Origin of the sequence: Thalassospira sp. GB04J01 (assembly GCF_000751115.1) — a bacterium.
GTDB classification, from domain to species: Bacteria; Pseudomonadota; Alphaproteobacteria; order Rhodospirillales; family Thalassospiraceae; genus Thalassospira; species Thalassospira lucentensis.
This window is the reverse complement of the sequence record NZ_CCDX020000018.1, coordinates 15,108-27,664: the sequence shown is the minus strand read 5'-3', so window position 1 is coordinate 27,664 and position 12,557 is coordinate 15,108. Positions and strand designations below refer to the sequence as shown.

The window sequence follows — 12,557 nt, the reverse complement described above, 5'->3', positions numbered from 1 at the left end:
TCCGCATCCGGAAATGTTCAGACATTGGAACCCGGCGGACATGCCAAACGACATTTCCACCGGGTTCCATTGCTAAAGTGCTGGCTTACTTCACTTCGTCTTCGGTGTAGTAGCCCGAACCAAGAATGATTTCTTCCCAGTTGGATTTATCAACCATCACCGGCTCAAGCAGATACGAAGGAACGACCTTCACACCGTTGTCATAGGTTTTGGTGTCATTGATGGTCGGCTCGCGACCGGCAAGAACATCATCAACCATCGAAACGGTCACACGTGCAAGTTCACGGGTGTCTTTGAAAATCGTGGAATACTGTTCGCCTGCAATGATCGACTTGATCGACTGCAATTCAGCATCCTGACCGGTAACAACTGGCATTGCCATGTCGCCCGAACCGTAACCGACGCCTTTAAGCGACGACAGGATACCAATCGAAAGCCCGTCATAAGGCGACAGAACGCCATCGACTTTGTCATCGGTGTAATAAGCCGACAGAAGGTTATCCATGCGGGCCTGTGCAACGGCACCATCCCAACGCAGGGTACCGACTTTGTCCATGCCCATCTGGCCGGACTTAATGACAACCGTACCTTCATCGATCAGCGGCTGCAGGATCGACATTGCACCGTTATAGAAGAAGTATGCGTTGTTATCGTCTGGCGAACCGCCAAACAGTTCAACATTGAAAGGTGGCTCACCGGCTTCAAGCAGACCGTCAACCAATGAGGTTGCCTGCTGAACGCCAACTTTAAAGTTATCAAAGGTCGAATAGTAATCAACATTCGGGCTTTCGACGATCAGGCGGTCATAGGCAAAAACCTTGATGCCCGCTGCCTGCGCATTTTCAAGCGCGTTCGAAAGGGTCGTGCCATCGATTGCGGCAATCACCAGAACATCAACACCCTTAACGATCATGTTTTCGATCTGGGAAAGCTGGTTTGGAATATCGTCTTCTGCATACTGAAGATCGGTTTTATACCCGGCATCTTCAAACTGCTTAACCATGGAATTGCCGTCAGAAATCCAACGTGCCGAAGATTTGGTCGGCATTGCGATCCCGACATAACCTTTCTCGTCGGCATGTGCATAACCGCCAGAAATCATCGGGCTCATCATTGCGGCCGCGCCAAAGGCGACCCCTGCCATTACGGCACTGAGACGTTTCATTGCTATCCTCCCTACAAGACACGGCATAACAGCCATTTCTTTTGCCCGACTTTTCTCAGGCGATGTGGCCTGCGTATGTCGTGTCTTTGTTTTCACTTAATAGTGTATCCGTTTTCCCAAAGGATACGCGCAGCATTATTCAGACCATCAACATAACAATCAAATAAGTAATTTCGAAACTTGCATATCAAAATCGATATACTAAAATCCCCACGAGGGAGAAACCATCATGACAGAAACACGCAACAGCCGTCCGTTAAGCTCGGCCAAATCCTTACTCTTTCGGTCCGGCAATCTGTTTCAGCGCGGATTGAAGCTGAGTCACCTGCGCATGATCGTTGCGATGGAGGAAACCGGGCAGATCAGTCTGGCGGCTGATATGCTTAAAACGTCGCAGCCTGCGGCATCGCGTCTGCTGTCGGAAATGGAAACCATTCTCGAAGTGCGTTTGTGTGTGCGCAGCCCACGCGGGATCGAAATGACCAATGCCGGGCGTGCCCTTGCCCGACGCGCACGCAGCATGCTGATCGAGATCCGCGAGGCCGAGCGCGAAATCGAGGACATCAAGCACGGTGGCGGCACGGTATTCATCGGGGCCGTGACCGCAGCCGCCGTTGATCTGGTCGTGCCCGCCATCCGGAGCATCCAATCGATCAACTCACTTCTTGAAGCCCATGTTGCAGTTGGGCCGTCGCATCTTCTGATCAAGGATTTGCTGGCGGGGGATCATGATTTTGTCATTGGCCGCGTGCCCGAAGACATGAACCCGCGTCAATTTAACATCCGCGAAATCCGCAGTGAACGCATCCGCCTGATGGTGCGCACAGGTCATCCGTTGCTTGATGACAACAAACCGATAACCCTGGCCCGGCTTTCACGGTTTGAATGGATTTTGCCCCCGCCCGGCAACCTGATGCGCCGCACGATTGAAGACGCGTTTATTTCGCGTCACCTGCCGCTGCCCCACTCCAGTCTGAATTCCGCATCCCTTCTGGTGACATTGGCAACCTTGGCCGATACCGATTCCATTGCGCCAATGGCCGAGGAAGTCACAAGCCTTTTGGCCAGTGGCGGGCTGATCACCGAACTGCCGTTTGATGGCGGCATTGAAATCAAACCCTATAGCCTGATCACCGCGCGCGGCCACAGGCTGTCGCCCTCCGCCCAGTTGGTGTCTGACCATATTCTGGCCCGGATTGAAAAACCATCGGTTCAGGTCGGCGAATAACCCTGCTTTGACTTTGGCTTTGACGTTGACAGGACCGTGCAAGGCACTACAAAGTGCCTGTCGCCTCACCCGGCTTCTTCCACGCTAAAAATCAGCAACACCTGCCATGACCTTGCCGCAAAGTGCCGCCATATCGGGGCGCTTCGCGCAGGAAACACCAATGCAAACGCCTATAACATCCAACCTTGTTGTCATTACCGGCGGGCCCGGTGCTGGCAAAACCACATTGATCAATCATCTTCACCACCGCGGCTATGACACCAGCCCGGAGGCCGCACGCGCCATTATCGAAGAACAGATCGAGCGCGGCGGTAACGCTGTGCCGTGGGACGATAACGAAGCCTATGCCGGGTTGATGGCGCGGCGATCCATCCGCGACTGGCAGACCGGGCTTGATCATCATCCGCGCACGGTCTTTTGTGATCGCGGCCTGCCCGATACCTTAGCACACCGCCGGTTATCCAACCTGCCCGACGACACAGGATTGCTCAGCGCGATCCAGACATATCGCTATCGCCGCACCGTTTTCATCCTGCCCCCTTGGGCGGAAATCTACAAAACCGATCATGCCCGAACACAAAACTTCGCCGAAGCCGTCAGAACATATGTCGTGCTGTGTCGGACCTATCACGAGTGCGGCTACGACCTGATCGAAGTGCGCAAAGGCCCGGTTGAACAGCGTGCCAGTAAGATTTTGTCCCGCCTAAAGCTCTAGCCTGCCCCCCAAAAACGTAACAATTACAAAGATAAGCGCCCCATTTCATGATCCCCCTCGCCCGCACACTCCAAAGATCCAGCGCCGCCATGCTTGGTCTTCTGTCGCTGATCGTAACAAGCCTTCCGGCACAGGCCGCCTGCTATGGCTGGCCGCTGCGCGAATATCGCGGGGAATATGCCTATGACGGGGACACCATCTATGTCGCCATCCCCGGCCTGCCCGGTGAAATCGCCAACATGTCGGTGCGGGTACGTGGGGTGGATACGCCCGAAATTCGGGGCAAATGCGAAAGTGAAAAGAACCTTGCCAAGCAAGCCCGCGATTATGCGCGAAACCGCCTGAAATCCGCCAAATCAGTGGAGTTCTGCGAACCCGAATGGGGCCGGTATGGTGGGCGCGTGGTGGCGTCTGTTCGGATTGACGGCAGTCCGCTTGATGTCGAGCTGATCAGCAATGGACTGGCGCGCGCCTATGACGGCAAGACTAAACGTCAGCCTTGGTGTCAGGGGTAAACTGCCTTCACTTTGATGTGTTTCGGCGGCGTCGGGACTGGACAAACACGATATTCCCGCCATCTTTGGGGCAATGATTTTGAATGCCCACAGATGGCAGGAGGATACGCATGAGCAAATACACCAAAGACCCCGACACAATTTCCAATCTTTCATCAGACCAGTATTACGTCACTCAGGAAAACGGCACAGAACCGCCGTTTCGCAATGATTTCTGGGACCATAAGGAAGATGGGCTGTATGTCGATATCGTATCGGGGGAGCCGCTTTTTACATCCAAAGACAAGTTTGATTCCGGCTGTGGCTGGCCGAGTTTTGTCAAACCAATCGACAGCGAACATGTGATTGCGCGCGAAGACAACACCCTTGGTATGCGCCGGATTGAAGTCCGATCCAAACATGCGGACAGCCATTTGGGGCATGTTTTTCCCGATGGTCCGCAGGATCGCGGGGGTTTGCGCTATTGCATCAATTCGGCCTCCTTACGCTTTGTCGCGATTGAGGATCTTGAGGCCGAAGGGTATGGCGATTACGCATCTTTATTTGAATAATTCCCCCTATTATTCAAATTAAATGAATAATCAAACCCGACTCAAAAGACCGGCGCATGACGTTTCATGGCCGGTCTTTTTTGTCGGTTTTATTTGTATGCGGATTAAAAAATCACATCCTAGAAATCAGATCCCTCAAAAATCACATCCCTCAAAAATCGCAGCCTAAAAATCACCGGGCGCACATTGCAAACAGGTCAAACCCATCTCGCGCCATTTATCGACCACCCGGCTGCGATCATCGACGACCAGCCACGGGTCAAACCCGTCAGCACGGATTTGCGCCAGAAGGTCTTCTTTGACCTCTTCGTCACTGCGGTGATCGGCATCGGTGGGGCGCAGATACATGCCATCGAACGGGATATTGTGCGCACGCAGCCATGCTTCGGAGCGATGTTGCCAACCCGCCGGGCGGCCGGAGCAAATGACGATGGCGTGGCCCGAGGCATGCAGGATGTGCAATAACCGTTCGATGTTTTCAATCGGCTTGGCCAAATCCATGGCGTCAAAAAACGCATCCCAGTGTTTTTCCACACCATGAACCAGATGCCCCAGGGTATCGGCATCGAAATGCGCCAGTGTTCCATCCATATCAAAAACCACCGCTTCGCGTAGGGGGCCGTTGTTGGTTTGCGCATTGCGTTGCGGTTGGTTCACGCGGAAATCTCCTTGATCAGTGTTTCAGTCAAATTTTCATAGTCCCAGCCGGTCGCGGTTGGGCGGAACAGCACCGGGGTTGCATTGGCAATGCGCGGCCCGTCGGCCTCAAACCCGGTCATATACAAAATGCAGCGCGCCACCCCGGAATGGGCGACGATGACGCATAAATTATCGGTGACTTCCGCCAGTGCCTGTTGCATGGCAAAGGACACGCGTTGGCACATGGCATCAAACCCCTCGCCGTTTGGCGGGGTGTCAAAGCGCGAGCAGACCTCGGAAATCGGGCGGCCTTCAAGATCACCCCAATGGCGTTCGCGCAAGCCATCCAGCACACGGGGCTGATAGCCCGGCAAGGCCAACTGGGCTGTTTTGCGCGCCCGGTCCTGTGGACTGACAAAGACGGTCTGCCATTTGCCCTGCGCCATTAGCGGGGCAATCGCGGTTGCCTGTTGCCGCCCGGCTTGATTAAGCGGGGGCTCGGACGACCCGGCAATGATGCCCGCCCGGTTGGCATCGGTTTCCCCGTGGCGCATGAAAACAAACGGCACCTTGGGAAAGTCGAACTTCTCAGCGGCATAGATCATGACCCGGCATCACCCTTTTTTGAAAAAGTACATGCATTACAAATAGAACCGATCTGCAAGCTGTAGCCGCCCGTCAAACCCGTCGACAAGACCAAAGTCCTCTGGCCGACTGTTAAAAAGTGGCACGACCTGCATCGCGTGGCAGTCATTGGCAACGTTGACAACGTGCTGAGCCAGCGGATGAACGTTCCAGCGGCGGAAATGCGCATGGCCCTTTTCGACCATTTTGCGCGCGTTCACCGGCATGAACCCGGTAAAGATCACATGTGCACTTGATCCCATCCGCCCGGCATCGCGCCAGCCGTCAATCAATTCGCGGGCCTTGCCATATGTCGCACAGGGCGCATGACAGAGCAGCAGCCGGGCATCGGGATTAAAATGCTTGGCCTTGTCCTTTACCGCGCGCAAACGCCGGATCGCATCGCCGTCGACATAATCACTGCCCCGGGCATCAAGAACCTGTTTGACCTGCCCATAGCAGCGTTCATCCATCGACCAGTCGGTCAAACCATTGCGTTCAAACAGCAAGGCCATTTCCGCCGCCCGCCCACTGGGGGGCACCGGAAACAGGATTTGCCCGTCAAGCTTGGTCATGGTGGTCAAAAGGCTGTCGATGCGCACATTCTGGGTAAGCCCTTCCATCCCATAGGAGGCATCCAACAGAACCGTCGCGGCATCGGGCGGCGCGTCATACAGAAAATAATCAGATTCCTGACAAAAATCACCGGAGTACAAAACCCCACCGCCAATTTCAAAATGCAGCCACACCCCGCCAAACGAATGGCCGGTGCGCCCGGTGGTGACGGTGACGCCATCGACCTGTATTTCCCCAACCGGCGGCAAGGGGATGACATTGGCCCCCTTTGGCAAGGAACGCGCAGTGACGTCGGTGCAGTAAATCGGCAAACCAGCGGCAATGATTTCATCGGCCGCACCGATATGGTCGATATGATCGTGGGTAATGAAAACGGCGTTAACTTTGTTGAGCCACGCCGGGTCAAACCCCTGATCGCTTTCCGGGCCAACACCGCAATCAAGCAGCCAGCGCCGGTTAAAAAATTCAAGCCGCAAACAGGCCGGGCCTTTTTCACCCAGCCCAGAAAGAATACGCATCCGGGCTGACATCAGGCGGCCTCACCTTGCATGCGGTCAAACACCCAGCCATCGGATACTTTTAATCCGACGTTTTCGCCAATGCGCGCACGTCGGTTGGCATAGACCGGCAAGACATGATCACGATCCTGCCCGATCCGCACCGACAGCCTGAACCGCCCCCCCAGATAAACGCAATCTTCGACCGATCCACGCAAAGCCCCGGCATCATCAACCCAGACATCTTCGGGGCGCAGGCAGAGCCCGGCTTGTGCAATCGCACGATTGCGCACCAAATTCGGGCAAACGCGTGCGGCAATGTCTGTATCGCCAAGGCGCACCGAACAGGTCCGGTCATCGGTGATCGAAACATTGCCAATCGGCAAAACCGCCCCGGCCCCGACAAAGCCCGCCACCATCAAATCAGCCGGTTCGCGGTACAGGGTTTCGGGGGCTGCGACCTGACGAATATGACCCTTATCCATCACGGCAATCCGGTCGGCCATGGCCATGGCTTCGGCCTGATCGTGGGTGACGTAAATCATCGTCGCCCCGGTCCGGCGATGGAAATCAAGGAATGCCTGCTGCATGGTTTCGCGCAAATGCACATCGAGATTTGCCAGCGGCTCATCGAGCAACACCGCACGCGGTTCCATCACCAGACAGCGCGCCAGTGCAACGCGTTGGCGTTGGCCGCCGGAAAGTTCGGTCGGGCTGCGGTCGGCATAGGGGCCAAGGGCGACGGTATCAAGAGCGGCCTTAATTTTATGGTCCCGTTCGGCGCGGCCAAGACCGCGTACTTCCAATGGATAGCCAACATTGCGCGCCACCGACATATGCGGCCACAGGGCATAGGATTGAAACACGATGCCAAGATTGCGTGATTCCGGATTAACCATCACCGCGTTTTGCGGATCGGCCACCACATCACCGCCCAGCGAAATCACCCCGCTATCTGGTTCTTCGAACCCGGCCAACAGGCGCAGAAGTGTGGTTTTTCCACATCCCGATGGGCCCAGAAGGGCGACAAATTCACCATCGGCGATATCAAGTGACACCTGATTGACCGCGCGATAATCGCCAAAGGATTTGGTAATACGCGAAAGATTTATGTCTGCCATGGCACAACTCCCTTGGGCAAACGACGCGAAGCCAGCTGAAAACAGCTCATCAACGCAATCACCACCAGCACGACCATGACCGCCACGGCCGAGGCCAGAACGGTGTCGCCACTGTCATCAAGATTGAAAATCAAAACACCCAGCGTTTCATTGCCCGACGCCCACAACAGGGCCGATACGGTCAGTTCGTTGAATGCGGTTAGAAACACCAGCAATGCCCCGGCAGCAGCCGATGGGGCGGCAAGCGGCAACAAAATGTCGCGCAAGCGTCGGCCAAGTCCGGCACCGCATGCCTGGGCGGCTTCTTCCAGGGCGGGGTCAAGCTGGCTAAAACTGTTCATCACGGGTCTGAGCGCAATCACAAGGAACCGCGCAAGATAGGCAATGAAAATGATGCCGAGCGTGCCATAGAGGCTGACATCAAGCAGCGGAATGCGGATGAACAGCAAGATACAGGCAATCGCCAACACCACACCGGGCAAGGCATAGGGGACTTCGACCAGAAGATTGATCAGCTTGGTCAAACGCGACGGACGGCGCACCATCACATAGGCCAGCGGCAAGCACACCAGAACCAGTGTCACCGCCGCCCCCACCGACAACATGAAACTGTTTTGAAAGGCACGCGCGGTTGAGGGCTGAACAAACAGAACTTCGCGGAAGGCTTCGAAACTGTAGTTGTCGAAATTCAGTTTCACCCCAAAGGCCGGGACCAGCGAGGTCGCAATCAGGGCCAGCAACGGCACGACCAGAATGGCGACAAGCACGGTCCAAAGAATGCCTTCGATCATCGGACGGCGTGCGCCCAGACGGATATCAAGCGGCCGCCCGACCATGCCCATCAAACGATAATCGCGTTTGGATAAAAGACGGTGATGAAGGGCCACCCCACAAATCGCAATCGCGCCGATCAAAATCGCCAGCACGGAGACCTCGCCCAGAACCGATGGGCCAAAACCGGCCAATTTTTGATAAATCAGGGTCGGTAAGGTGGCATAATTTGCCGGAATGCCCAGCATCGCGGTAATGCCGAAATTGCCCAAGGCGGTGACAAAGGCCATGGCGGTTCCGGCAATCAAACCGGGACTGGTCAGGGGCAGGATGATTTGCCACCACAACCGTCCACCACGTGCGCCGGCCAAACGGGCGGCTTCGATCTGTTCGCTGGGGAGCATGCGCAAATTGGCCCGCAGGGTCAAAAACACAATTGATGAATGCTGTATGCCCAAAAGCAGTGCGATGCCTTCGGCGGAATAAAGCGGCTGGGGTGATCCCATGGCCGGTGCGAGCCCAAGGGCATTTAAAAGCGCACTGCTCGGCCCGGTCAGTTGCACCCAGCTGAGTGCGGTGATTTGCGGCGGGATCATCATCGGGATCATGAAACAAAACACCAATGCCGCCTTGGCGCGCACATCGGTGAGCGCCACCAGAAAGGCAAATGATCCGCCGATCAAAAGCGAAATGATCGTGCCAATACCCGCGGTATAGAGGCTATTGCCCGTGGCCTGCCACGTTGATCCGTTGCCCAGAACATCGCGGAAATAGTCAAAGGACGGCACACCGCCGACCATAACGCCCTCAAACCCAAGGCGCACAATCGGCAGGATGGACACGACAAAGACCGGCACCAACAACCAGTACAGCAACCGGTCCGAAGACCGGTTGCTGTTTGAACGGACCGTCATGCCGGGCCAAAAGCCGCGAAGGCGACTTACAGCCTGCATTACTCAGCCCCAAAGATGTCTGCGAATTTCTTTTTGTTTGCGTCAGCCTGCTCAAGTGCAATCGCCGGGTTGAAATCCATCAGTTTGATGTCTTTGCGCGCCGGGAAGCCTTCTGGCAGGTCCATGTCGTTACGGGCCGGGATATAGCCCATATCAAGCACCAGTTTCTGACCGGCATCCGAGAGGACAAAATCAACGAACTTATGCGCCGCATCGACGTTTTTGGCTTCTTTCATGATCGCGACGGGTTCGGTCACATAGGTGACACCTTCGGTCGGGAAGACGAAATCAACCGGCGATCCTTTGGCTTTGCCACGGATGGCAAGGAAATCAACAACCACGCCATAAGGTTTTTCACCCGATGCAACGGCCTTGAACGTACCGCCGTTGCCACCTTGCGCGCGGGCATCATTGGCCGCAAGTGCCTGATAATACTCCCAACCGAGATCCTTGTTTTCGGTCAGGGTGGAGAGGTGAATAAGGGCCGCACCGGAATAAAGCGGGCTTGGCATGACAATCTGATTTTTCAGCGCCGCATCAGACAGATCAGCCCATGATTTCGGCGCCTTGACCGCGGTATTGTAAACAATGCCCGTCGTGATCAGTTTGGTCGAATAATAGTAGCCTTCGCCGTCATAAAGCGCATCTTCGTAGGCATTGGCTTCGGGAGATTTATAGGCCTGTAGCTGACCTTCCTGCTTGAGCCCTTCAAGGGTTACGGTATCGGCAATCAGAAGGACATCCGGGCGCGGGTCGCCTGCGGCGATTTCGGCGCGCAGTTTGGCCATCAGTTTGGTGGTGCCATCACGGACCCACTCAACTTCAACATCCGGGTTGGCCGCCATAAAGGCATCAACCGTGGTCTGGGCATCCTGGGTCGGCTGGCTGGTGTAAACAACCAGTTTTTCGGCCGCCTGGCCAACAACCGGCAACATCATTGTGGCAGTCGCCACCGCAGCAAGAAGAACGTTACGCATGTTTGACATCCCTTGATCGAAAAGAAGGTTTCGTTCGAAAACTGTTCGATCCGGAAGCTATCGGGATTTCCGTAACAGTTGTGTGACAACACCAAGAATTAAATGTTTCAACAGGTGTAACGGGCTTTCCAGCTACAATCAGGCCTGTCTATACTCAGGCCACAAACGAAACCACACCTTTCGAACGAAAGAATATGATGTGACTGAAATCCCTGATGCCGTGCCGCTTGACCGACGCCGCGACCGCATTGTTACCCTTGTAAAGTCCTGCGGATTTATGGCGGTTGAGGAACTTGCACGCCGTTTTAATGTGTCGGTTCAGACCATCCGGGCGGACCTGCGTGATTTGCAGGAACAGGGTCGCGTGTTTCGCCGTCACGGGTTGGCGGGCCCTGCCCCTGATCCGGATAATTCGGCCTATGAAAAACGTGAAGTCTGGAACAGGACCGGCAAACAGGCGATTGCGGCGAAAATCGCCGAACTGATCCCGGAGGGCTGCACGATTGCGATTGGCACCGGCACCACCGCCGAACTGGCGGCACAGTATTTGTCATCACACCGCAATTTGACCGTTCTGACCAATAACCTGCATGTGGTGATGACATTGCAAAACGCGCCCAACGTGACGTTACGTTTGGCGGGGGGCACGGTGCGCACCCGTGATCTTGATATCATCGGGGCGGACAGTGCCGATTTCTTTGCCAGTATGCGCGCGGATTTCGGGATTGTCAGTGTCGGGGGGATGTCAGATGACGGTGATCTTCTGGATTTCAACATGGACGAGGTGCGCGCCAGACGGGCGCTTGTGTCATGCTGCGATCATGCGATTTTGATGGTCGATGAGAAGAAAATGGGCCGCAAGGCGCTTTGCCGCGACGGCCATGCCAGCGATTTTCAAACCGTGTTGCTGAATACCGCGCCGGGCGATGCTTTACAACGCGCCCTTGTGCGCAGCCGTAGCCAGATTGTGGTTGTGAACTAAAAGAACAAATATTATCGGTTGACCATCAAAGATTATTTGATCTTTCGGAGAGAAGAAGTCGGAAAAACTGCACTCTCTTGCTTCTGAGATTTATCAAACCAATCACAACGAGCTTCAAGTACACCATCCTGATTTTCCACCCAGGAAACAGTCATATCGGGACCACCTGACTTTAACTCAACAACATCTCCAGGCTTCAATTCATCAACTTGCATTCCACCCTCATATCAAACAGAGAACATCAAGCATTAATAATGTACGAATACATAAAATTTCTCAACTAGTCATAAGAGTAGGCTCAATCTTCGTTGCGGGCTATAAATTGCCCCTTCTTTCAAGCAAACTTGACGTTATTTTTTGCACACCAGCGTAGCATCTTCGCTGACCACCAGATTACCATCAACATGCAAGGTGTGGTTTGGTGCCACGGCAGCCCAACTGTCGGCGTCGGTATCAAGGGGTTCGGACACGATAATAACGTGGCCATTACGTTTGCGCCAATAAAGCGATGGCGGCTTGTCATCGCTGGCGTGGCGGATGGCACAGATGCTTTTGCCGTTTGACAGGCAGGCGGTGAAACGGAACGGGGCGGTCGCCCCACGGGTTTGCATTTCATTTTCGACAATTTCGATGGTGCGGCGGATGGCGCGGTGCGGGTCTTCGATCAAGCCCAAGGTCAGCATCAGGCAGAAAATCAACTCGCTGTCGGTGGAGCCTTGGCGCGCGGCGTAATGTTCATCGTCAATCATGGCTTCGAGTGATCGGCGGACCAGCGGGTAGTCGCCAATCTGACCATTGTGCATGAACAGGTATTTGTCATGGGCGAACGGGTGGCAGTTTGACCGGCTGGTGTGTGTGCCGGTTGAGGCGCGGACATGGGCAAAGAACAGGCCCGACTGTATGTGGTGGGCAAGCGACCGCAAGTTCGGGTCATTCCAGGCTGGCAGGATTTCGCGGTACAGCCCCGGTGTCGGGCGATCATCGTACCAGCCAATGCCAAAGCCATCGCCGTTGGTTGGGGTCTTTGCCTGTTCGGCATGCAGGCTTTGATCGACCAGTGAGTGGCGCGGTTCAAACACCAGTTTTTCAAGATAAACCGGATCCCCGATATAACTCAGCCAACGACACATACCCGATCCCCCAAAAACTGCAATTCAGACGGCGCACATCTAAGCCACATATTACAGCACGGTCAATGTGATATTGTTTTGATCCGTCCTGTTTTAAAGACATGGCGTTTGTC

14 protein-coding genes are annotated in these 12,557 nt (G+C 54.9%); 5 read left to right on the top strand and 9 right to left on the bottom strand.

The window, feature by feature from the left end:
- Nucleotides 1–85: 85 nt before the first annotated feature.
- Entirely contained in the window at nt 86–1,165 is a 1,080-nt protein-coding gene (gene chvE / locus AMM48_RS18810; RefSeq protein ID WP_022730219.1) for a multiple monosaccharide ABC transporter substrate-binding protein, read from the bottom strand.
- Between the two features lie 229 nt (nt 1,166–1,394).
- Here chvE and AMM48_RS18805 point away from each other — a divergent pair, with 229 nt between their 5' ends.
- From AMM48_RS18805 to msrB, 4 genes are all read left to right on the top strand, one after another.
- A complete protein-coding gene (locus AMM48_RS18805) occupies nt 1,395–2,393 on the top strand; it encodes a LysR family transcriptional regulator (RefSeq protein WP_022730218.1) in 999 nt (332 codons plus the stop codon).
- A gap of 160 nt (nt 2,394–2,553) precedes the next feature.
- Nucleotides 2,554–3,108 (top strand): AAA family ATPase, encoded by a 555-nt coding sequence (locus AMM48_RS18800; protein WP_102785329.1) that lies wholly within the window; start codon nt 2,554–2,556, stop codon nt 3,106–3,108.
- Nucleotides 3,109–3,197: 89 nt separating this feature from the next.
- The gene (locus tag AMM48_RS18795; protein WP_102785328.1) at nt 3,198–3,623 is read left to right on the top strand and encodes a thermonuclease family protein; all 426 of its coding nucleotides are present in this window, start codon (nt 3,198–3,200) and stop codon (nt 3,621–3,623) included.
- 110 nt (nt 3,624–3,733) lie between these two features.
- The gene (gene msrB, locus AMM48_RS18790; protein WP_102785327.1) at nt 3,734–4,174 is read left to right on the top strand and encodes a peptide-methionine (R)-S-oxide reductase MsrB; all 441 of its coding nucleotides are present in this window, start codon (nt 3,734–3,736) and stop codon (nt 4,172–4,174) included.
- Between the two features lie 165 nt (nt 4,175–4,339).
- On the opposite strand, the gene AMM48_RS18785 is transcribed toward msrB, so the two are convergent.
- From AMM48_RS18785 to AMM48_RS18760, 6 genes are read right to left on the bottom strand one after another with little or no spacing between them, the layout of a single operon-like run.
- A complete protein-coding gene (locus tag AMM48_RS18785; RefSeq protein WP_244271306.1) occupies nt 4,340–4,831 on the bottom strand; it encodes an HAD domain-containing protein in 492 nt (163 codons plus the stop codon).
- Entirely contained in the window at nt 4,828–5,418 is a 591-nt protein-coding gene (locus AMM48_RS18780) for a histidine phosphatase family protein (RefSeq protein ID WP_102785326.1), read from the bottom strand. Before AMM48_RS18780 ends, AMM48_RS18785 begins: the two co-directional genes overlap by 4 nt.
- A gap of 36 nt (nt 5,419–5,454) precedes the next feature.
- Nucleotides 5,455–6,543, bottom strand: a complete 1,089-nt coding sequence (locus tag AMM48_RS18775; RefSeq protein ID WP_102785325.1) for an MBL fold metallo-hydrolase — start codon at nt 6,541–6,543, stop codon at nt 5,455–5,457.
- Nucleotides 6,543–7,631, bottom strand: a complete 1,089-nt coding sequence (locus AMM48_RS18770; protein WP_102785324.1) for an ABC transporter ATP-binding protein — start codon at nt 7,629–7,631, stop codon at nt 6,543–6,545. The genes AMM48_RS18775 and AMM48_RS18770 overlap by 1 nt, the downstream gene beginning before the upstream one ends.
- On the bottom strand, nt 7,619–9,355 hold the full coding sequence (locus AMM48_RS18765; RefSeq protein WP_102785323.1) for an iron ABC transporter permease: 1,737 nt from the start codon (nt 9,353–9,355) through the stop codon (nt 7,619–7,621). Before AMM48_RS18765 ends, AMM48_RS18770 begins: the two co-directional genes overlap by 13 nt.
- Nucleotides 9,355–10,332 carry an ABC transporter substrate-binding protein gene (locus tag AMM48_RS18760; RefSeq protein WP_102785322.1) on the bottom strand — a complete coding sequence of 326 codons (978 nt, stop codon included), beginning with the start codon at nt 10,330–10,332 and terminating at the stop codon, nt 9,355–9,357. Before AMM48_RS18760 ends, AMM48_RS18765 begins: the two co-directional genes overlap by 1 nt.
- Before the next feature lie 199 nt (nt 10,333–10,531).
- Between AMM48_RS18760 and AMM48_RS18755 the strand changes: the two genes are divergently transcribed.
- Nucleotides 10,532–11,314, top strand: coding sequence for a DeoR/GlpR family DNA-binding transcription regulator (locus tag AMM48_RS18755; RefSeq protein WP_102785321.1), 783 nt, complete (start codon nt 10,532–10,534; stop codon nt 11,312–11,314).
- A 32-nt stretch (nt 11,315–11,346) separates the two neighbouring features.
- On the opposite strand, the gene AMM48_RS18750 is transcribed toward AMM48_RS18755, so the two are convergent.
- Together AMM48_RS18750 and AMM48_RS18745 are read right to left on the bottom strand one after the other, a co-directional pair.
- Complete coding sequence (locus tag AMM48_RS18750; protein WP_102785320.1) at nt 11,347–11,529, bottom strand: DUF2158 domain-containing protein; 183 nt, start codon at nt 11,527–11,529, stop codon at nt 11,347–11,349.
- A 135-nt stretch (nt 11,530–11,664) separates the two neighbouring features.
- On the bottom strand, nt 11,665–12,444 hold the full coding sequence (locus tag AMM48_RS18745; RefSeq protein ID WP_102785319.1) for a class II glutamine amidotransferase: 780 nt from the start codon (nt 12,442–12,444) through the stop codon (nt 11,665–11,667).
- Between the last annotated feature and the right edge of the window lie 113 nt (nt 12,445–12,557).